Origin of the sequence: Citrobacter farmeri (genome assembly GCF_019048065.1) — a bacterium.
Lineage (GTDB): Bacteria > Pseudomonadota > Gammaproteobacteria > Enterobacterales > Enterobacteriaceae > Citrobacter_A > Citrobacter_A farmeri.
In genome coordinates this window covers 4,398,264-4,417,631 of record NZ_CP077291.1, presented here as the reverse complement: position 1 = coordinate 4,417,631, position 19,368 = coordinate 4,398,264, and the positions used below count along the sequence as shown (strand labels likewise).

Sequence of the window (19,368 nt, the reverse complement as noted above, 5' to 3'; positions counted from 1 at the left end):
GCTTTTGGCCGGGCCAGGTTAAGGGATTAATATTCCACAATGCCGCCGTAGTAGCGGCGTTCATCCGGGTTGTGATCTTTGTAAATAGAGAGGTAGTAGCAGAGCCATTCCATCGGTACGAACATCAGGAACGGTGCGAGCCAGGGATGTAAGCCTTGAGCGATATCGGCGTAATCAATCACGATGACGTTATCAGTACGCTGCTTCACAAAGCTGATTGCCCGCTCGGTAGTGTGACGGCTTTCGTCGTTACCCAGCAGAAACAGGAAGGGGATACCGGGTTCGACAATCTCCAGCGGGCCGTGACGAAATTCGCCGCTTTCGATAACTGAACCATGCGTCCAGGTAAACTCCATCAGCGTGACGATACCTTCTTTGTAACCTAACGGGCGCAAAGGACCCGCAGAAACAGTGTAAATCATCGGCCACTGGCTGGCCTGCTCACCCAACTGGCGCCCTTTTTCTTCCCAGTTACGCACCAGATAGCCCAGTGCCTCAGGTAATTTGCGTAGATCGTTTTTAATTTTGCCGATCTCAGGTGCGGGGGAAAGAAGGGTAATCATTTCCAGCACTACGCTGTAGCACAGCAGGAGATGAATTTCCCAGATGCAGTCGGCCTGATAATCAACGACAAACTCGGCTGCCGCCGTGATTGGGCTGTCCGGACGTTTCGTGAATGCCGCAGTGAGCGCACCGCAGGCGCGACCCAGTTCGAGCGCTTTAATGACTTCATCTGTTTTACCGTAGTCGGAAACGCCGATGACGGCGCAACGATTGTCGAGACGGTAAGGTGTGTTGTCACAGAATTCCCAGCCGGAGATGGCGTACACCTGAAGATCGGAAAAACGATCCGCAAGGAGTTTTGCGGTTTGCGCGGCATTCAGCGGCGAGCCGCAGGCCACAAAGTAAATGCGATCAATATTGCGACGAACCATTTCGCCCACAATGGCATGAACACGTGGGACATCCTGAGACAGGATTTTTTCCACCTCTTGTACCATATTTTCGGTAACCAGGAAGTCCACGGTGCTTTTATCAATATCCAACATTTCAATAATCTCCAGATAATATTACGGCAAGGTAGCGAGCTGGCGGTTGCGCTTTTCCCAGAAGGCATAAGCGGGGAGGCCAGTAGCAATAACAATAACGGCGCAGATAAGCCCTGGAATCGGGGCCCAAACAAAGGTAGATGCGACCAGGATCAGGCTTGACGCGATGGCAAGAAAGGTCATCAGACCGAATGCCGGAGTACGCCACAGGGGCTTGTAGTCTTCCCGTTTACGGCACCAGATGATCGAGCCAAAGGTGAGCGTATTTTTGAAGCACATTACCAGGGTGAAGTAGCCCAGAAGGCTGGTCAGATCGGAGACAAAGATGAAGAAGATACCCAGCGCGGCTTGCAGCACGATAGAGACATCCGGGGTGTTATATTTCGGATGAACATGAGCAAAGCATTTGAAAAACAGCTTATCTTTTGCCATCGCATACTCAAGGCGGGGTTGATACATCACACAGCTTGAGAGCGAGCCGAGGATCACGATCATCGCGGTGATCGCCACGAAAATACCGGCGGTACTGCCCAGCGCAGGGATCCATGTCAGCGCATCAGAGATCGGCGTTCCTGAGGCCGCGAGTTTTTCGAACGGCATCAGGCCTGAAATCACCAGTGCCAACAGGGTGTAGAGCACCAGAACAAGCAAGCAGGAACCAATCAGTGCGCGTGGCATCGTTTTGCCAGGGTTTTTAATCTCGCCTGTCATATAGCAGATCGAGGCCATGCCGGTGTATGACCAACTGGTCGCTGAAATACCGGCAAGAAGCGCCATAAACCCGCCTGTTGCGCTGACGACAGCGGTGTCTGGAGCTGAAAAATTATCGGTCTTAAACCAGAAGATCCCAAGGCCAATAACGATAGTGAACGGAATGATCTTGGCGATAGTAATCAACGTCTGGAATGCGGCGCCTCCTTCCACAGAGCGCAGGTGCAGCAGCATGAACATGACGATCAGCGCCGACGCGATAAACTTGCCGATCAGTGGATCAATCGGTATCAGGAACCCGAGATTACTGACGACTGCAAGCGCCATGATCGAGAGTGAAGGGGCATCATTGGCCCAGAAGCTTGCCCAGCCGGAAAGGAATGCCAGAGGGCGGCTTCCCGCATTTTTAAGATAAACATAATCTGCGCCGTTTTCCGGGTAAGCTGTCGATAGTTCCGCATAGACGCACATTTGTGGAATGACAATCAAACCACCGATAACAAAGGCGAGCACGGTCAACCATGGCGTGCCTGCCGCTTTCGCTACTTCACCTACTGAAACGAAAATACCGGAGCCGACGGTTGTCCCAACGGCGATAGCGAGCACGGCCCAGAAGCCTAGCTTGCGTTGAAGTTCCTGGCTTTCCATATCAATACCTTTTTTAGAATGTTGTAGGGTCAAAAAGGGTCGCCTGCGAGCATCTACAGCATATGAAGTTATTGCTACATGATGACTCATAACCAATATAACAACGTATGATGAATTGTATTGTGGATAAAGATCACAAAATAGCCATCGTACGTGGCATGGATGAGATGGTTTAGATTAACTAATTGTATTTATGGGTAAAAAATACCGACAGAGCGATCCTTTGATGATCAATCTGAAACCGCCACCGACTGAGGTGGTGATCGTTCATGTGGGGTTTTGACCGTAGAATGCCCATGCTAAATACTGCCCTGGCTTGTTACCAGCAAATCAAGGAGTAAGTAAAAGGGGATTTTGAAGAACAGGCAGGAGCAAACGAAGAAATAATCCGACGATATTTACGGTATAAGGACAACGTAGCCAAAGAAAAAAGACAAATTCAACCCGGGCTGGAAGGGTTGGGTTTAATCCCCCTTTTCAGGGGGTAATATCAAAGCCACCTGCTATGCAGGTGGATTCTTTATCTCTACGCAATCGAGATTGAATACAATTACTGTGCTGCCGGGCCGCAACCGCCGATTATTTTTGAAATAGAAATGGCAGGGTGCAACAGATAATCATAAGAGCAGTTCTTATCACGGTTTTCAATATGACCTGTACAGGCTGTCAGCGTTGCCAGGGCAGCACCTACCAGTGCCATTTTAATGAATTTACTCATTTACATTCCCTATGTGTTAAATATATAAAAGTTACTGATTGAAGAAGTGAATATAATTCTTCTGTTCATCTAAAACGATATAGCAATATTATTTTGGCGTCAGTAACTACGTTAATAGGAAAAGATACAATAAGCTTAATTTATTGTAATTACATGGATAATTAATAGTCCATATTTGGATCGTTTCCCGAAGGGAAATAAAAAAGGCCGGAAATATCCGGCCTTAATACTCAGATAGTTTGCTTTAATGGTTTGAATACCAGTTCAGCTTGTCGCGCAGTCCGACGACCCGCCCAACAATGATCAATGCCGGACTTGCCACCTGCGTTGCCAGTTCACCCAATTGCGACAGTTCGCCGTTCACGACCCGCTGTTTCACTGAAGTGCCGTTCTCAACCAGGGCAACCGGCATATCTGCCTGCATACCAAATTCGATCAGTTTTTGCTGGATGGTGGCAGCCTGATTCAGCCCCATGTAGAACACCAGTGTCTGTTTCTCTGCCGCCAGGTTTTCCCAGTCCAGTTCGCCGCCTGTTTTCAGGTGCCCGGTAACCAGACGTACACTCTGAGCGTAGTCACGGTGGGTCAGCGGAATACCGGAGTAGGCGGAACAACCTGAAGCCGCCGTAATCCCTGGTACCACGGAGAATGGAATGCCAGCGTGACACAGCGTTTCCAGCTCTTCACCACCACGACCAAAGATAAAGGGATCACCGCCTTTAAGACGAACAACGCGTTTGCCCTGTTGCGCTTCCCGCAGCAGAATTTGGTTAATTTCTTCCTGCGGAACACAGTGGTAACCCGCACGTTTACCCACAAACACACGGTCGGCGTCGCGACGCACAAGGTTCATGATATCGTCAGAAACCAGACGGTCATAAACCACCACATCGGCCTGCTGTATCTGTTGCAGTCCTTTCAGCGTCAGAAGACCAGCATCACCAGGACCTGCGCCCACCAGCACCACTTCACCGCGATGATCCAGCGGCTCGCTGAGTATCTGCTCAGTGGTTTCTTCTACCGCTTTGTGGTCGGCATTAGCCAGCGACTGCGCCAGTCTGTCGTTAACAAACAGCTTTTCCCAGAAGCGGCGACGTTCACCCATCGTGGCAAACTGTTGTTTCACCCGGGAACGAAGTTGCCCGGCGTACTGCGCGACCTGGCCCAAATGTTGAGGTAATACGGATTCCAGCTTTTCACGCAGCAGACGGGCCAACACCGGTGAGGTGCCGCCGGAGGAGACCGCTACCATCAGCGGCGAACGGTCAATAATCGATGGCATGATGAAACTGGCAGCCTTTGGGGCATCCACGACGTTACAGAAGATACGACGAGATTCAGCGGCATCGCTGACGCGCTGATTCACAGCGTCGTCATCGGTCGCGGCAATCGCCAGCCAGCACGGGTCGAGAAGGGCTTCATCAAACGGCCCTTCCACCAGCGTTAACATGTTTTCATTTGCCCATACGGTGAACTGCGGAATAAACGCCAGCGCATTAACCGTTAAACGGGCGCCTGCTTCCAGCAGTAACCGCGCTTTGCGTTCTGCGACATCACCACCGCCGACAATAAGACAGTCGCGGTCACGTAGTTGACAAAATATAGGCAAATGATCCACGACATTACCCCTTAATTATTGGCAGCAGCCTCAGTTTGGTTGATTTTTGCCGGAGCAGGTCGCTCCGATTTTGGCGTAGCATACCAATAACCTAATCCCATGAACACGACACCGGACAAAGTATTGCCGAGTGTTACCCACAACAGGTTATGACCAATCCCTGCCAGGGTATAGGCTTCACTGTGGTGACCAAACCAGGAGAGGGCAAACAGCGTCATGTTGGCCACCGAGTGTTCATAGCCGGACGCGATAAACGCCAGCAGACACCACCAGATAGCGATAAATTTCGCGGCACCCTCGGTGCGAATTGCCATCCAGATTGCCAGACAAACCAGCCAGTTACACAGTGCACCTTTGAAGAACAGGGCCATTGCAGGTGCCGTGGTTTTTGCCAGCGCAACGGAGTGCACAATGCTGGTATCGACCGGCAGCAGGCTGCCGCCACCCCAACTGTACAACAGGGCGACGAACACGGAACCGACCAGGTTACCCAACCAGGTTTGCGGTAAAATTGCCCACATCTGCCCCTGACTGATGGTGCCCGCTTTGACGCCAAGCGTCAGGAACATCGTGTGACCGGTGAACAGTTCGGAACCGGCAATAATCACCAGCGTTAAGGCGATCCCAAAAGTTGCGCCCATCACCAGCGGACGTACGGACGGGTCGAGTAAGTTACCGAGGGTGAAAATCAGAATGATGCCGAGGCCAACGTAAGCGCCTGCCATTGCAGAACTGACCCAGAAGCCGAGCGGGTTATTTGCCGACAGGCGGGCGATACGCGCAGCGTTCGCTGCACATTTGTTAATCGTATCTGTGAACATAATTGATTATCCCCAAAAATAATAAATGTTAAAAAAGGGAGGCGTAGTGCCTCCCTAAAATTCATCAACTGCGCAGTTGCACAATGCCGTCTTTCACCCGCGCCTCGTAATGTGCCACGGAATGACTTTCATCCTCCATGCACAGGCCGTCGCTCAGACGGAAGCGTTGTTTTTTCAACGGGCTGGCGACCCACAGTTCACCCTGATGTTCCGCAATCAGCCCGCGGGACAGCACGCTGGACTCAAAGAACGGGTCGATGTTGCTGATCGCAAACACCTGGTCGCTGTGATACGGACGGAAGATGGCGACCTGTTCCTCGCCTAACAACGCGCAGACGCCGGTTGCTGGCAGGATGTCATCAATGTGGCAGATGTTTTTCCACTGGCTCATGCGTTTTCCTCCACCAGAGTGACCGGGATGCGTTCGTACGGCGTGGCCGGACGATGCTGTTCACGTTCAGGCACCACCTGAACGTTTGGATCGCGTTTGTCGCTGTTGATGAAGTGTCTGAAACGCGTCTGGGCTGACGGCGTGTTAACGGTTTCCGTCCACTCGCAGACCACGGCTTCGCGCAGACGGGCCATCTCTTCTTCCAGATGGGCATTCAGACCCAGCTTGTCGTCGATGATGACGGATCTCAGATACTCGATACCGCCTTCCAGATTGTCTAACCAGGGTGCGGTACGGGTCAGTTTGTCCGCCGTACGGATGTAGAACATCATGAAGCGGTCGAGGTATTTGAGCAGGGTTTCACGGTCGATATCCGCTGCCAGCAGATCCGCATGACGAGGTTTCATCCCGCCGTTACCACAGACGTACAGGTTCCAGCCTTTCTCGGTCGCGATGATACCGACGTCTTTGCCCTGGGCTTCCGCACATTCACGGGTACAGCCGGAAACGCCGAACTTCATCTTGTGCGGGGTGCGAATGCCTTTGTAACGGTTTTCCAGCTCAACGCCAAAGCCTACGCTGTCGCCCACGCCGTAACGGCACCAGGTGCTACCCACGCAGGTTTTTGCCATTCGCAGCGCTTTGGCATAGGCATGACCGGTTTCGAAGCCGGCTTCAATCAGTTGACGCCAGATTTCCGGTAGGTCATCTTTCTGCGCGCCGAACAGGCCGATACGCTGAGACCCAGTGATTTTGGTGTACAGGTTAAATTCGCGGGCGATACGGCCCACGGCGACCAGGCCTTCCGGGGTGATTTCACCACCGGCAGAACGAGGGATCACGGAGTAGGTCCCGTCTTTCTGAATATTCGCCAGGAAGTTGTCGTTGGTATCCTGCAACGGCGTGTGCTGCGGTTTCAGGATGTACTCATTCCAGCAGGAGGCCAGCAGAGAACCTACGGTCGGTTTACACACTTCGCAGCCGTAACCTTTACCGTGTTTCGCCAGCAATTCTTCGAAGGTTTTGATGCCTTCCACGCGAATCAGGTGGAACAGTTCCTGACGCGAGTACGCAAAGTGCTCACACAGGTTGTTATTCACTTCGATACCCTGTTTCGCCAGCTCGGCGTTCAGTACCTGGGTGACCAGCGGGATACAACCACCGCAGCCAGTACCGGCTTTGGTTTCGGCTTTCAGCGCGGCAACGGTGTGGCAACCTTTGTTGATGGCGGCGACCAGCATGCCTTTAGTGACGTCGAAGCAGGAGCAAATTTGTGCGCTGTCCGGCAGTTTATCCACGCCGATAGACGGTTTACCGCTGCCTGCATGGGCGGGCAGGATCAGCGAGTCCGGGTTTTCTGGCAGTTCGATGGCATTAAGCACCAGTTGCAGCAGGTTGCCATAATCGCTGGTATCACCCACCAGCACGGCGCCGAGCAGCGTTTTGTTATCAGCGCTTACGATAAGGCGTTTGTAGACCTCTTTGCTTTCGTCGAGGTAAACGTAGCTACGGGCACCGGGCGTGCGACCATGCGCGTCGCCGATACCACCGACATCAACGCCCAGCAGTTTCAGCTTGGCGCTCAGATCTGCGCCTTCGAAGGCATTTTCGTTTTCGAGGATATGGTCAACGGCGACCTGCGCCATTTTGTAGCCTGGTGCGACCAGACCGTACACCCGGTTATTCCAGCTCGCACATTCACCGATGGCGTAGATATCCGGGTCAGACGTCTGGCAGGCATCGTTGATCACGATCCCGCCGCGTGGTGCGACCTCAAGACCACACTGCGTCGCCAGCTTGTCGCGTGGGCGAATACCGGTGGAGAAGACGATGAAATCCACTTCCAGCTCACTACCGTCGGCAAAACGCATGGTTTTACGCGCTTCTGTACCTTGCTGAACAATTTCCTGGGTGTTTTTGCTGGTGTGCACACGCACGCCCATGCTTTCAATCTTGCGACGCAACTGCTCGCCGCCCATATGGTCAAGCTGTTCAGCCATCAGCATTGGGGCGAATTCAATCACGTGGGTTTCTACGCCGAGGTTTTTCAGCGCGCCTGCCGCTTCCAGACCTAACAGACCGCCGCCGACGACCGCACCACGACGGCTTCGACGAGCGCAGGATTCAATCGCGTTGAGGTCTTCAATGGTGCGATAAACGAAGCAGTCCTGGGTTTCGGAACCTTTAATCGGTGGGATCCACGGATAAGAACCGGTCGCCATAATCAGCTTGTCGTAGTAAACCGTACGGCCCGCACTGGAGTGAATCACTTTTTCCTGGCGGTTAATGGTAATCGCACGTTCGCCGACCAGCACTTTAACGCCGTGCTTCTCGTAAAATCCTTCCCGGACCAGAGACAGTTCTTCGGCGGTGTGATGTGAGAAGTAGGATGACAGGTGCACACGGTCGTATGCCTTGCGGGGTTCTTCGCAGAAAACAGTAATATCGAACAGGCTGGCGTCGGATTTATCAAGAAGGTCCTCAATAAAGCGATGGCCGACCATACCATTACCGATGATAGCGAGTCTGACTTTGCTCATTTTTGCCTCGATTTCTTTTCTATTACTGCCTACCTTAACGATTCAGCAACCCCGCTTATTGATGCAAATCAAATTCACCTTTATATACTCCTTAATGGGTATATTGCTGATTTGACAGTATTTTCTTAAGTTGAGGAAATATCAGACTTTTCGATATTGTACGAATAACATACAAATTAAAGGGTTTTTAGACGGGCAGGTCTACCTCGTCTGGAGGAGGGGAAAAGCCGGTTGCCGGACAGGGCGCTAAAGCGTCTTATCCGGCCTGCAATAGCGTCTGATAAACAGGCCGGGTATCTGAAGCGTACCCGGCTTTCAGATTATTGTGTTGCTGAACCGTGTTGGCGATGGCGGGTCACAAAGCCAAGGATGAAACACATGACGAAGACGATGGCGTACAGGCCATTCGCGGTGAGCAGCGCGGCCTGAGGGCCGCTGTGCGCCACAATAGGACCGGTAACGACAAACGTCAGCATGGTGCCGATGGTCCCGCAGGTCAGTACGAAGTTAACCAGTTTTGGCGAGGCCACTCGGGTTTGCTGTGAGCCCAGGGTAATGATGGTGGTATAGATGGCGCTGGAGAAGAAACCCAGTGCCAGAATAAACCACGGCATATGTTCAGGCGTACCGGTGATGAACAGGTACATCAGCACAGTAGCCAGTGCGGCCAGCACGGTCAGAATGCGCTGCAAATCGAAGAAGCGCAGAATGAAGCTGAAGGCCCACATCCCGAACATGTACGACATCCAGAAGTTGCTGACCAGCGTACCGGCGTCGTTCAGGCTCATCCCCAGTCCTTTCGCGTACTCAGGTACCCAGGAGATGAAGCCCAACTGACCGAGGATGTAACACAGCGCGGCGACAGACAGGAACAGGACGCCAATGCCCCATTTCTCTTTCACGGCCGGCGTGTCACTCTGCGGCGCGTGTTTGCCCAGAGGCGGGAATTCACAGCCGAAGGTCAGAAGAAAAATAACCACATAGACCAGTCCGATGCAGGCGTACACCCAGTACCATTCGATGCTGCGTGCCAGCAGGAACGCGGCGACCATCGGGAAGATCATCCCAGCCATACTGAAAAAGGAGTCGGTAAACAGCAGACGAGAACCGCGCTGACGGCCTTCATACATCTGTGTAACCAGGAACGTCCCAATCGACATCGTGATCCCGCTGACCAGCCCCAGCACAAACATCGCAGCGGAGAACAGGGCCAGGCTATGGCTGAACATCAATCCCGCCACGGCCAGCACCATCAGGATAAAGCCGAAACGCAGTTGCGTTTTCAACGGGATAATTTCCATCAGCCAGGCATTAAGGAAAATGGAGATCAAAATACCAGCGTTCAGGAAGGTGAAGGTGTTACTCATACTGGAAACCGGCAGATGGAAATAGTCTGCAATGTTTCCCATCACCATCCCGGTGACAATAACCAACGCACCGGTAAGGGCGTAGGAAAGAAAGCTAATCCATGTGAGCTTGATACGATTGCTGTTAGTCATGACTGGCCTGTAAATGGAAGTAAAGCGCATTGACGGCGCCGGGAACGGGCGGATTTTAGGCGTTTTAGTGATGTATTTAAACTTTTATTGGTAATTTCTGGTTCTGTTACATTTTTAAAAGTGATGTGAATCACAATAATTAACGCGCTGATGAAGTTACATATGTTTCAGGTACGTAAAATTAGGTAAAGGGATGGCCTTGTTCCTGAAGGCTCTTTAGAATCAACCCACTGGCTTTTGTTACCGCTCTCCTAAAGGAAATCTCATGCTCAAATCGACCCTGGCGGCTGTTGCAGCTGTTTTCGCCCTTTCTGCTCTCTCTCCCGCAGCGTTGGCAGCAAAAGGGGATCCGCATGTTTTGCTGACAACCTCTGCAGGTAATATTGAACTGGAACTGAATAGCCAGAAAGCGCCTGTTTCAGTGCAAAACTTTGTCGATTATGTGAACAACGGTTTCTATAACAACACCACGTTTCACCGCGTGATTCCGGGGTTCATGGTCCAGGGCGGCGGCTTCACTGAGCAGATGCAGCAGAAGAAACCCAACCCACCGATCAAAAATGAAGCTGACAACGGTCTGCGTAACACGCGCGGCACCATTGCGATGGCGCGTACTGCCGATAAAGACAGCGCGACCAGCCAGTTCTTTATCAACGTGGCGGATAATGCTTTCCTCGATCACGGCCAGCGTGATTTTGGCTATGCCGTATTTGGTAAAGTTGTGAAAGGGATGGACGTGGCCGACAAGATCTCCCAGGTTCCGACCCATGATGTCGGTCCTTACCAGAATGTGCCGTCAAAACCGGTTGTTATCCTTTCCGCAAAAGTCCTGCCGTAATCCATTCCCGCGCGGGTATTGCAGACCCGCGTCGTTTTATCCTCCCTGCGTAACCGTGTTTTGCTGCTTATACTTGTGGCAAACACGGATCAATCAGGGAGGCGTAAAGTGAAAAAACTCACCGACAGGCAAAAATCCAGGCTCTGGGAACAGCAGCGAAACGTGAATTTTCAGGCCAGCCGCCGCCTTGAGGGCGTCGAACATCCGCTAGTTACGCTTAACGCCGCGGAGGCGCTGACGCGTCTGGAAGAACTCCGGAGGCACTATGAGCGCTAAAATCGGCGACGACCGCGATCCCTACCTCTATCCCGGACTGAATGTGATGCGTAACCGTCTGGGGATCCGCCAGCTCGAGCGTCTGGAGCAAGCCGCTTACGAACTTACCGCGCTGCGTGCGGCGACCATCGAACTGGGACCGTCGAAGCGTGGATTGCCTCACCTGTGCGCCATTCATCGTCAGCTTTACCAGGACGTTTTTGACTGGGCAGGTCACCTGCGTGAAGTGGATATCTATCAGGGGGATACCCGTTTCTGCCATTTCGCTTATATCGAAAAAGAGGGCAATGCCCTAATGCAGGATCTGGAAGAAGAGGGCTACCTGATGGGCCTGCCGAAAGAGAAGTTCGTCAATCGCCTTGCCCATTATTACTGTGAGATCAACGTACTGCATCCGTTTCGTCTTGGTAGCGGTATGGCGCAACGGATTTTCTTCGAACAGCTGGCTATTCATGCCGGTTACCTTCTTCGCTGGGGGGATGTCCCGGTGGCGGAGTGGAATCGAGCGAATCAGGAGGGGGCGATGGGTGACCTGAGTGCTTTACAGACGATATTGCGGAAAGGGGTAAGCGAAGCCGAGGAAACTGAGTAGAATAGCGCGGTTTTCCTGGACCGGAGCCGCTATGATCCTGCTTATCGATAACTACGATTCTTTCACCTGGAACCTCTACCAGTATTTTTGTGAACTGGGCGCTGATGTGCAGGTTAAACGCAATGACGCGTTGACGCTGTCGCAGATCGAGAGGTTGAAGCCGCAAAGAATCGTTATCTCGCCCGGCCCCTGCACCCCGGATGACGCCGGAATTTCGCTGGAAGTGATTCGCTGCTATGCAGGGCGTTTGCCGATATTAGGTGTTTGTCTGGGGCATCAGGCGATGGCGCAGGCATTTGGCGCGAGCATCGTGCGCGCTGCAAAAGTGATGCACGGAAAAACATCGCTCATCCGCCACACGGGACAGGGCGTGTTTCAGGGGTTAACGAATCCACTTACCGTCACCCGCTATCATTCGCTTCTCATCGATCCCGCCACACTCCCCGACTGCTTTGAGGTGACGGCCTGGAGCGAAACGCAGGAGATCATGGGGATCCGCCATACAACATGGGATCTGGAGGGGGTGCAGTTTCATCCGGAAAGTATTCTCAGCGAACAGGGTCATCAACTGCTGGCAAATTTCCTCAATCGGTGATTTGTGGTTGCTATCGGATGATTTTTTATGCATATTTTGTGATTATATTTTCACATTCATTTTGGCATAACTGGATGGTCATGAGATGGCAACTGAACAAAAGGCAGTAACCCGGGCAACTTTCGATGAAGTCATTCTGCCAATTTATGCACCGGCGGAGTTTATTCCGGTAAAAGGGAAAGGCAGCCGGGTCTGGGATCAACAGGGCAAGGACTATGTTGATTTCGCGGGCGGGATTGCGGTGACTGCGCTGGGGCATTGTCATCCGGCACTGGTAGAGGCCCTGAAAACCCAGGGCGAAACGCTCTGGCATACCAGTAACGTTTTCACCAACGAACCCGCACTGCGTCTGGGGCGAAAAATTATCGATGCCACCTTTGCCGAGCGCGTGCTGTTCATGAACTCCGGGACAGAAGCTAACGAAACGGCGTTCAAGCTGGCGCGTCATTATGCCTGTGTGCGTCATAGCCCATTCAAAACCAAAATCATTGCCTTTCATAATGCGTTCCACGGCCGCTCGCTGTTTACCGTTACCGTGGGTGGACAGCCAAAGTATTCCGATGGCTTCGGGCCAAAACCGGCGGATATCGTCCATGTTCCGTTTAACGATCTCCATGCGGTGAACGCGGTGATGGATGACCATACCTGCGCTGTCGTGGTTGAACCGGTACAGGGTGAGGGCGGCGTTCTGGCTGCGACGCCGGAGTTCCTGCAAGGTCTGCGTGATCTCTGCGATCGGCATCAGGCCCTGCTGGTGTTTGATGAAGTGCAATGCGGGATGGGGCGTACCGGCGACCTGTTTGCCTACATGCACTATGGCGTGACGCCGGATATTCTCACCAGTGCGAAAGCCCTGGGGGGCGGCTTCCCGGTGAGCGCGGTATTGACGACGCAGGAGATCGCCTCAGCGTTTCACGTCGGCTCTCATGGATCAACCTATGGCGGTAACCCGCTGGCCTGCGCGGTGGCGGAGGCGGCGTTTGACATCATCAACAATCAGGATGTGCTGGGCGGCGTGGTGGCGAAACGGCAGAAATTTGTTCAACATCTGCAGCAGATTGATGAGCAGTACCACGTGTTCAGCGACATTCGCGGTATGGGCCTGTTGATTGGCGCCGAATTGCAACCGCAGTACAAAGGACGCGCGCGCGATTTCCTCTACGCGGCAGCGGATGCTGGCGTGATGGTGTTAAATGCCGGCCCGGACGTGATGCGCTTTGCGCCGTCGCTGGTGGTGGAAGAGGCGGATATCGACGAAGGGATGCTGCGTTTTGCTGACGCTGTTGCGAAGGTTGTTGCCTGATGGCGCTGCGCTTATCAGGCCTACAAACGTCTGTAGGCCGGATAAGGCGTTACGCCGCCATCCGGCAATCAGTGTTAACCCCGCATATCCCGCAACCGGCGACTGAGCCAGATGCCGTGGTGCGGCCGCTGACGCCATGCCATAGAAGAGATGGTGTGCATGGTGTTCAGGTGACCGATAACGCGTTGCAGATGCTGTTCCAGGGTGCTTAACGGTCCGTGGGAAAGCATCTCTGGCGCTTCCAGGATATTCACATCCCCTGAGCCACCAGGTCCATCGTACTCCAGTCGCTGCTGGCAGCGCTGAAGAGCAATTTCACACGATTGCAGATATCGCTGCGCCAGGTCCGGCGTCAACATCGTATGCTCACGCGCCAGCGTGGTCATGGCATTGATGTGTTCGACGATAAACTGGCTGTGTGTCACCCACAGTTTCATGTCTTCCAGATAATGGGTATTAAAGCCGGGTTCCTGCATTGCCTGATTGAGCGAGTTAAACAGGGTGTTGTGCGCCTGGTTGACCCGCATACGTTGCCAGGCGAGCGGCGTGGGTTGCGGATCGTTGCTCAGAATCAGGCGAATGGCCTCCTGATCGGCTTCCAGTGCGTCATGGGCGTTTTTCCGCAACAGACCGCTCTGCCATTGCGGCCACAGCCAGACGGTGCCGCCAAACGCAATCAGGCAGCCGATGACCGTATCGATAAATCGCGGGATGATGAACTGTTCTCCATCCAGCGTCAGCAGTTGCAGGGTATATACCGCCGTGACGGTAAATCCAACCGTCGCCCAGCCGTAGTTTTTGCGGATGGTCAGATAGCTGACCAGGGTGATCGCCAGCATCAGGGCCAGCGTATATCCCTCGGGAATATGAAAGTGCAGCGTCACGCCTGCGATAATCAGCCCTACCAGCGTTCCCGCCGAGCGGTGCAAAATACGCACGCGGGTGGCACCGTAACCGTTTTGCGTCACAAACAGCACCGTCATCAGGATCCAGTAAGGTTTCGGCAGATGTAACGCCGTTCCCATGAGGCTGGCTATGCTGAGCATGACGCTGATTCGCCCGGCGTTACGCAGCGCCGGAGATTTCAACGAGAGGTAGTTTTTCAGTGCCGGAAGCAAGGGTAACCGACGCTGTTTATCGGCCATCAGATCGCGGGCGTAAAGCGGACGCTGGGTGCGAAGCACGCGGGCGATGCGACTGAAGTGCCAGTAGCAGAACTGTCCGACGGGGTTATCCGGATGCTGATGAGCAATTTTTCCCAGTGCACCAATCTGCTTTTGCATGGTGAACCGCGTCGGTAGTCGGTGATAGAGAATGTCATCTCCCAGTACGCGCAGGCGAGCGGCGACCGTTTGTGCATTCCAGCGAATGACCTGCTCCGCGTGACTGCGCTCGACCAGCTTTTGCACTTCTTCCGGCTGATGCAGGCTGACGGAGATATGTTCCTGCAAATCCAGCGCTTCCTGAAAGGCGCGCAGCATCCGTTTGTAGTCGTTGTTGCGGTGCGCCGATAGCATGTGCATCTGCTGATAGCACTGGGTGATGAGGTCGACGGCTTTCTGCTGGCGAACCAGAAGCGGCGGCAGGGCTTTTTCCGGGTCAGTGTGTTGGGTCAGCATGCTGTATTTGGCTTCGCAGTAATCCGCCAGTTCCCGGTATAACAGGCTTAGTGATTCGCGAAGCGGCTGCTCACGCCAGAGCCAAAACCAGAACCAGTTAAACAGCCCGTACCATAGCGTGCCCAGCGCGTAGATCAGCAGAGGCTCCCAAACCGGCATGTTCCCTGCCAGGCTCAGTGTGAAAATCGCAGCAATCAGTGAGGCCGGGAGCAGGCGGGCGTGAAGAGAGCTCAATTCTGCGGTGACGCCGAGCGTGAGTGTCAGACCGGTCAGGATCAGTGGCAACGGTACCGCCTGCGCCAGCATAAGTTGCATGATTAGGCTACAGCCAGCGAACAGCGATGCACCGATGATCAGGCGTTTGAAAAAGCGTTTGTGCGGAGTATCAAGCCCGGCAATGTTGCAGCAGGCGGGAACGAGAGAGAAAAGCAGGCCCAGATGTAACTGCCCGATGAGCAGGCCAACGGCCACGGGCAAACAGAGCACCAGCGTTTGACGTAGTGCATAGTTGATTTCTGGGTGATAAATCAGTCTGCGCCACATTGGCAAAACAAAAATGACGCGCTACCCGGTAGCGCGTCATTTCCGATGAGATTAACGAGTGCCGTAAACGACGATCGTTTTACCGTGAGCGGAGATCAGGTTCTGATCTTCCAGCATCTTCAGAATACGACCAACGGTTTCGCGAGAGCAGCCAACGATCTGGCCAATCTCCTGGCGAGTGATTTTGATCTGCATACCGTCCGGGTGAGTCATCGCATCAGGCTGTTTCGCCAGATTCAGCAGCGTCTGGGCGATACGACCGGTCACGTCGAGGAAGGCCAGGTTACCGACTTTCTCCGAAGTAACTTGCAGGCGGCGAGCCATTTGGGAAGACAGGCGCATCAGAATATCCGGGTTCACCTGGATCAACTGGCGGAATTTCTTATAGGAAATTTCAGCCACTTCACACGCTGTTTTCGCTCGAACCCATGCGCTACGTTCCTGGCCTTCTTCAAACAGGCCCAGTTCGCCAATGAAATCACCCTGATTCAGATAAGAAAGGATCATTTCTTTTCCTTCCTCATCCTTAATCAACACTGCCACTGAGCCCTTAACGATGTAGTACAACGTTTCTGCTTTTTCACCCTGGTGAATCAGCGTGCTCTTGGACGGGTACTTATGAATGTGGCAATGAGACAAGAACCATTCAAGTGTCGGGTCTGTTTGCGGTTTGCCAAGCACCATGCGCGATTATCCTCTGTTATAAGCTGTCTCCAGAGCCAAAAAAATCCGCTGTCTCTGGGGTTGCAAAAATGTGCTTCCCGCGTCCTGGGAAGAGGCTGTCAAAAACGAACTGCAGCCTTTAATGTGAAGTCCTCTGCATACATGCAGTACATCAATGTATTACTGTAGCATCCTGACTGTTTTAGCATAGCTTTAGCCGTGTGTCTCCTGGTGTCTCGCTTCAGCATGACGGAGGTCGCCTTCCGTTGCGAGAATTGTTATGTACGCGTAATCTGTCAGGAAAATTGACGCACTGGAGTTAAAAAATATGCAAGCGCGTGTTAAATGGGTTGAGGGGTTAACCTTCCTGGGTGAGTCGGCTTCCGGTCACCAGATTTTGATGGACGGTAACTCTGGTGATAAAGCGCCGAGCCCGATGGAAATGGTGTTGATGGCGGCAGGCGGTTGCAGCGCGATTGACGTGGTTTCTATCCTGCAAAAAGGCCGTCAGGATGTGACGAACTGCGAAGTGAAACTGACGTCAGAACGTCGCGAAGAGGCGCCACGCCTGTTCACCCACATCAATCTGCACTTTATCGTTACGGGTCGCGACCTGAAGGATGCCGCCGTTTCGCGTGCGGTCGATCTGTCGGCGGAGAAATATTGCTCCGTGGCGCTGATGCTGGGAAAAGCGGTCAATATTACCCATTCGTATGAAGTGATTGCTGCCTGATGATCATGGCCGGATAACGCCACGTCGCTGTCCGGCAATATCTCACCTTACTCGATTTTCTTTCCTTCCATCAGTCGCTGCACCAGCGGCAACATAATGAGCTCCATGGCCAGCCCCATTTTGCCGCCAGGTACCACCAGTGTATTGATGTGGGAAATAAATGAACCCTGCAACATCGCCAGCAGCCAGGGGAAATCGATCCCTTCCAGATTGCGAAAATGAATCACCACAAAGCTCTCATCCAGTGATGGAATGCCCTTGGCAGCGAACGGGTTTGAGGTGTCAACGGTGGGTACACGCTGAAAGTTAATGTGGGTGCGGGAGAACTGCGGCGTGATGTAGTTGATATAGTCGTCCATCGAACGCACCACTGAATCCATCACCGCCTCACGAGAATGGCCTCGCTCGCTGGTATCACGGATCAGTTTCTGGATCCACTCCAGGTTCACGATGGGAACCACGCCGACCAACAGGTCAACATGGCTTGCAACTTCATGCTGCGGCGTCACGACGCCGCCGTGCAGCCCTTCATAGAACAGCACGTCAGTAGGTTCCGGCAGGGCTTGCCATGGGGTGAAAGTCCCTGGCACCTGGTTCCACGGGACGGCCTCATCGTAGGTATGCAGATATTTGCGCGACTGGCCTTTGCCCGTCTGACCATACTCAATAAATGTCTGTTCCAGCAGACCGAAGTCATTGGCTTCGGGGCCAAAATAGCTGATGTGGCGTCCGGCGTCGCGCGCCTTGCGGATCGCCATATCCATCTCCGGACGGGTATAACGATGAAAACTGTCGCCTTCCACCTCGGCGGCGCGCAGGTTGAGCTGCGCAAAAATTTTACGAAACGCGAGGCTGGTGGTGGTAGTCCCCGCGCCGCTGGATCCTGTTACCGCGATCACCGGATGTTTGGCAGACATGTTAACTCCATCAATAAATTGATTTTTTATTATAGTCGGCCGATAGCGTGCGGGTTATTCGCGAAATTGTTTGCGCGGCATGATGTTGACGGTTTCGTGCAACTCAGACCACACCAGTATCGCTTCTCCACACTGTAACTGGCGTTTAACGTCGGCGACTTTTTGCTCAAGGGTTCGTTCATGTTCACCATAATCGGTGCCTTCGCGCAATACAAAGCTTTCGATCAGATTGTCCAGCGTCTCAGGGGAAAGGTCCTGCCAGGGGATCTGCATAATTATGCCTCCAGATACGGGGTCAGCCAGTCAGGAATGCGCGACTCAAGCCACATTTCTGGCCGACGCAATGTCCCGCCGATAAACCCAACGTGACCACCGTGTTCAGTTAACTGATATTCCACGTGCGGCGGTAAATCTTCCGCTTTGGGGATCACATGATGATCCATAAACGGGTCGTCTTTCGCATGAATGATCAGTGTCGGAATGGCGATGTCGCTGAGCAAGGGCATGGCGCTACACTGACGATAGTAGTCGATAGCATCGGCGAAACCGTGAATTTTGGCGGTGATGAGATCGTCAAACTCGCGGATGCGGCGCAGGGATTTCAATTGCGCCAGACTCACCGGCAGTGAGCCGGGATAGGCCGCCAGCTTGCGTGACGCGTTTGCCTTCAGCAGGTTGAGCAGATAGCGCTGATAAACACGGGAAAAGCCTTTATCCATATGATAGCTGCAGGCTTCCAGTACAAAGGGCGCTGAGACCATGACAGCCGCGTCGAGCGGGATGTTTTTCCCCTCTTTTGCCAGCAGACATGCCAGCACATTTCCTCCGAGCGAATAGCCCACGGCGGCCGTTGGCACCTTGCCAAATTCCCGCTGTAACCAGCCTAAGAACCAGCTCCCGTCTTCGGTTTCACCCGAGTGATAAATGCGATTCAGTCGATTCGGTTCACCGCTGCAGCCGCGAAAGTGCATCACCACGCCAAGCCAGCCACGATTCTTTGCCGCTTCAATCAGACCATGCGCGTATGGGCTGTTCAGACTGCCTTCCAGACCATGAAAAACCACCAGGCGCGGCTTGTGCTTCGCCTGATGTGGATCTTCACTCCATGCCAGATCGACAAAGTCGCCATCGGGTAATTCCAGACGCTGCCAGTGGGCGTCGAAATTCACTTTTCGCCGGATCAAACGCGGCAGCATGGTCTGCAGATGGCAGTTACTGATACCGCGCATCGGGCGAAATTCGTCACTGCTGCCATTCGGCATTTCAGGATCGTGAAGGATTATGTGTGTCATCG

Annotated in this window: 19 protein-coding genes and 1 pseudogene; 7 read left to right on the top strand and 13 right to left on the bottom strand. The window is 53.3% G+C overall.

Translation table 11 applies throughout. From position 1 onward, the window contains the following. Positions 1-26: 26 nt before the first annotated feature. Positions 27-1,049 (bottom strand): fructoselysine 6-phosphate deglycase, encoded by a 1,023-nt coding sequence (gene frlB / locus I6L53_RS20925; protein WP_042322848.1) that lies wholly within the window; start codon positions 1,047-1,049, stop codon positions 27-29. Positions 1,050-1,070: 21 nt separating this feature from the next. Then, positions 1,071-2,408, bottom strand: a complete 1,338-nt coding sequence (frlA, locus tag I6L53_RS20920) for a fructoselysine/psicoselysine transporter FrlA (RefSeq protein WP_042322847.1) — start codon at positions 2,406-2,408, stop codon at positions 1,071-1,073. A 344-nt stretch (positions 2,409-2,752) separates the two neighbouring features. Between frlA and I6L53_RS23675 the strand changes: the two are divergent. Then, positions 2,753-2,896 (top strand): annotated as a pseudogene (locus I6L53_RS23675) (IS200/IS605 family transposase); the annotation flags it as partial. A 62-nt stretch (positions 2,897-2,958) separates the two neighbouring features. On the opposite strand, the gene I6L53_RS20915 reads toward I6L53_RS23675, so the two are convergent. The 6 genes from I6L53_RS20915 to tsgA form a co-directional block, all read right to left on the bottom strand. Next, positions 2,959-3,126 carry a YhfL family protein gene (locus I6L53_RS20915; RefSeq protein ID WP_042322844.1) on the bottom strand — a complete coding sequence of 56 codons (168 nt, stop codon included), beginning with the start codon at positions 3,124-3,126 and terminating at the stop codon, positions 2,959-2,961. A 244-nt stretch (positions 3,127-3,370) separates the two neighbouring features. Beyond that, positions 3,371-4,744: a siroheme synthase CysG gene (gene cysG, locus I6L53_RS20910; protein ID WP_042322842.1), complete on the bottom strand. Its 1,374-nt coding sequence runs from the start codon at positions 4,742-4,744 to the stop codon at positions 3,371-3,373. 11 nt (positions 4,745-4,755) lie between these two features. Beyond that, positions 4,756-5,565, bottom strand: a complete 810-nt coding sequence (nirC, locus tag I6L53_RS20905; protein ID WP_042322840.1) for a nitrite transporter NirC — start codon at positions 5,563-5,565, stop codon at positions 4,756-4,758. Between the two features lie 64 nt (positions 5,566-5,629). Further along, positions 5,630-5,956, bottom strand: a complete 327-nt coding sequence (nirD, locus tag I6L53_RS20900; RefSeq protein WP_042322839.1) for a nitrite reductase small subunit NirD — start codon at positions 5,954-5,956, stop codon at positions 5,630-5,632. Further along, a complete protein-coding gene (gene nirB, locus I6L53_RS20895) occupies positions 5,953-8,496 on the bottom strand; it encodes an NADPH-nitrite reductase large subunit (RefSeq protein ID WP_042322837.1) in 2,544 nt (847 codons plus the stop codon). The genes nirD and nirB overlap by 4 nt, the downstream gene beginning before the upstream one ends. Before the next feature lie 320 nt (positions 8,497-8,816). Beyond that, positions 8,817-9,995 carry an MFS transporter TsgA gene (tsgA, locus tag I6L53_RS20890; protein WP_042322834.1) on the bottom strand — a complete coding sequence of 393 codons (1,179 nt, stop codon included), beginning with the start codon at positions 9,993-9,995 and terminating at the stop codon, positions 8,817-8,819. A gap of 265 nt (positions 9,996-10,260) precedes the next feature. On the opposite strand from tsgA, the gene ppiA reads away from it, so the two are divergent. From ppiA to argD, 5 genes are all read left to right on the top strand, one after another. Then, positions 10,261-10,833: a peptidylprolyl isomerase A gene (ppiA, locus tag I6L53_RS20885; RefSeq protein WP_042322832.1), complete on the top strand. Its 573-nt coding sequence runs from the start codon at positions 10,261-10,263 to the stop codon at positions 10,831-10,833. A 108-nt stretch (positions 10,834-10,941) separates the two neighbouring features. Next, positions 10,942-11,109, top strand: coding sequence for a YhfG family protein (locus tag I6L53_RS20880; protein WP_042322830.1), 168 nt, complete (start codon positions 10,942-10,944; stop codon positions 11,107-11,109). Continuing rightward, positions 11,099-11,701 (top strand): putative adenosine monophosphate-protein transferase Fic, encoded by a 603-nt coding sequence (locus I6L53_RS20875; protein ID WP_042322829.1) that lies wholly within the window; start codon positions 11,099-11,101, stop codon positions 11,699-11,701. Before I6L53_RS20880 ends, I6L53_RS20875 begins: the two co-directional genes overlap by 11 nt. A 31-nt stretch (positions 11,702-11,732) precedes the next feature. Further along, positions 11,733-12,296 (top strand): aminodeoxychorismate synthase component 2, encoded by a 564-nt coding sequence (gene pabA / locus I6L53_RS20870; protein WP_042322827.1) that lies wholly within the window; start codon positions 11,733-11,735, stop codon positions 12,294-12,296. A gap of 85 nt (positions 12,297-12,381) precedes the next feature. Next, positions 12,382-13,599, top strand: coding sequence for a bifunctional acetylornithine/succinyldiaminopimelate transaminase (argD, locus tag I6L53_RS20865; RefSeq protein ID WP_042322825.1), 1,218 nt, complete (start codon positions 12,382-12,384; stop codon positions 13,597-13,599). Positions 13,600-13,673: 74 nt separating this feature from the next. Here argD and I6L53_RS20860 read toward each other — a convergent pair whose 3' ends face one another. Next, positions 13,674-15,761: a YccS/YhfK family putative transporter gene (locus tag I6L53_RS20860; RefSeq protein WP_042322822.1), complete on the bottom strand. Its 2,088-nt coding sequence runs from the start codon at positions 15,759-15,761 to the stop codon at positions 13,674-13,676. Between the two features lie 51 nt (positions 15,762-15,812). After that, positions 15,813-16,445 (bottom strand): cAMP-activated global transcriptional regulator CRP, encoded by a 633-nt coding sequence (gene crp, locus I6L53_RS20855; protein WP_000242758.1) that lies wholly within the window; start codon positions 16,443-16,445, stop codon positions 15,813-15,815. A 307-nt stretch (positions 16,446-16,752) separates the two neighbouring features. On the opposite strand from crp, the gene I6L53_RS20850 reads away from it, so the two are divergent. Next, on the top strand, positions 16,753-17,157 hold the full coding sequence (locus tag I6L53_RS20850; protein ID WP_042322820.1) for an OsmC family protein: 405 nt from the start codon (positions 16,753-16,755) through the stop codon (positions 17,155-17,157). Positions 17,158-17,204: 47 nt separating this feature from the next. Here the strand turns inward: I6L53_RS20850 and I6L53_RS20845 are convergent, their stop codons facing one another. The 3 genes from I6L53_RS20845 to I6L53_RS20835 are packed head-to-tail and all read right to left on the bottom strand — an operon-like array spanning position 17,205 to position 19,366. Continuing rightward, on the bottom strand, positions 17,205-18,074 hold the full coding sequence (locus I6L53_RS20845; protein ID WP_042322818.1) for a phosphoribulokinase: 870 nt from the start codon (positions 18,072-18,074) through the stop codon (positions 17,205-17,207). Between the two features lie 54 nt (positions 18,075-18,128). Further along, on the bottom strand, positions 18,129-18,347 hold the full coding sequence (locus I6L53_RS20840; RefSeq protein WP_042322816.1) for a YheU family protein: 219 nt from the start codon (positions 18,345-18,347) through the stop codon (positions 18,129-18,131). A 2-nt stretch (positions 18,348-18,349) separates the two neighbouring features. Continuing rightward, the gene (locus tag I6L53_RS20835; RefSeq protein ID WP_084196629.1) at positions 18,350-19,366 is read right to left on the bottom strand and encodes a hydrolase; all 1,017 of its coding nucleotides are present in this window, start codon (positions 19,364-19,366) and stop codon (positions 18,350-18,352) included. Positions 19,367-19,368: the final 2 nt, after the last annotated feature.

Coding starts and splice junctions, on each gene's coding strand:
- frlB (WP_042322848.1), bottom strand. CDS start 1,049: ATGTTGGATATTGATAAAAGCACCGTGGACTTCCTGGTTACCGAAAAT.
- frlA (WP_042322847.1), bottom strand. CDS start 2,408: ATGGAAAGCCAGGAACTTCAACGCAAGCTAGGCTTCTGGGCCGTGCTC.
- I6L53_RS20915 (WP_042322844.1), bottom strand. CDS start 3,126: ATGAGTAAATTCATTAAAATGGCACTGGTAGGTGCTGCCCTGGCAACG.
- nirC (WP_042322840.1), bottom strand. CDS start 5,565: ATGTTCACAGATACGATTAACAAATGTGCAGCGAACGCTGCGCGTATC.
- nirD (WP_042322839.1), bottom strand. CDS start 5,956: ATGAGCCAGTGGAAAAACATCTGCCACATTGATGACATCCTGCCAGCA.
- nirB (WP_042322837.1), bottom strand. CDS start 8,496: ATGAGCAAAGTCAGACTCGCTATCATCGGTAATGGTATGGTCGGCCAT.
- tsgA (WP_042322834.1), bottom strand. CDS start 9,995: ATGACTAACAGCAATCGTATCAAGCTCACATGGATTAGCTTTCTTTCC.
- ppiA (WP_042322832.1), top strand. CDS start 10,261: ATGCTCAAATCGACCCTGGCGGCTGTTGCAGCTGTTTTCGCCCTTTCT.
- I6L53_RS20875 (WP_042322829.1), top strand. CDS start 11,099: ATGAGCGCTAAAATCGGCGACGACCGCGATCCCTACCTCTATCCCGGA.
- pabA (WP_042322827.1), top strand. CDS start 11,733: ATGATCCTGCTTATCGATAACTACGATTCTTTCACCTGGAACCTCTAC.
- argD (WP_042322825.1), top strand. CDS start 12,382: ATGGCAACTGAACAAAAGGCAGTAACCCGGGCAACTTTCGATGAAGTC.
- I6L53_RS20860 (WP_042322822.1), bottom strand. CDS start 15,761: ATGTGGCGCAGACTGATTTATCACCCAGAAATCAACTATGCACTACGT.
- crp (WP_000242758.1), bottom strand. CDS start 16,445: ATGGTGCTTGGCAAACCGCAAACAGACCCGACACTTGAATGGTTCTTG.
- I6L53_RS20850 (WP_042322820.1), top strand. CDS start 16,753: ATGCAAGCGCGTGTTAAATGGGTTGAGGGGTTAACCTTCCTGGGTGAG.
- I6L53_RS20845 (WP_042322818.1), bottom strand. CDS start 18,074: ATGTCTGCCAAACATCCGGTGATCGCGGTAACAGGATCCAGCGGCGCG.
- I6L53_RS20840 (WP_042322816.1), bottom strand. CDS start 18,347: ATGCAGATCCCCTGGCAGGACCTTTCCCCTGAGACGCTGGACAATCTG.
- I6L53_RS20835 (WP_084196629.1), bottom strand. CDS start 19,366: ATGACACACATAATCCTTCACGATCCTGAAATGCCGAATGGCAGCAGT.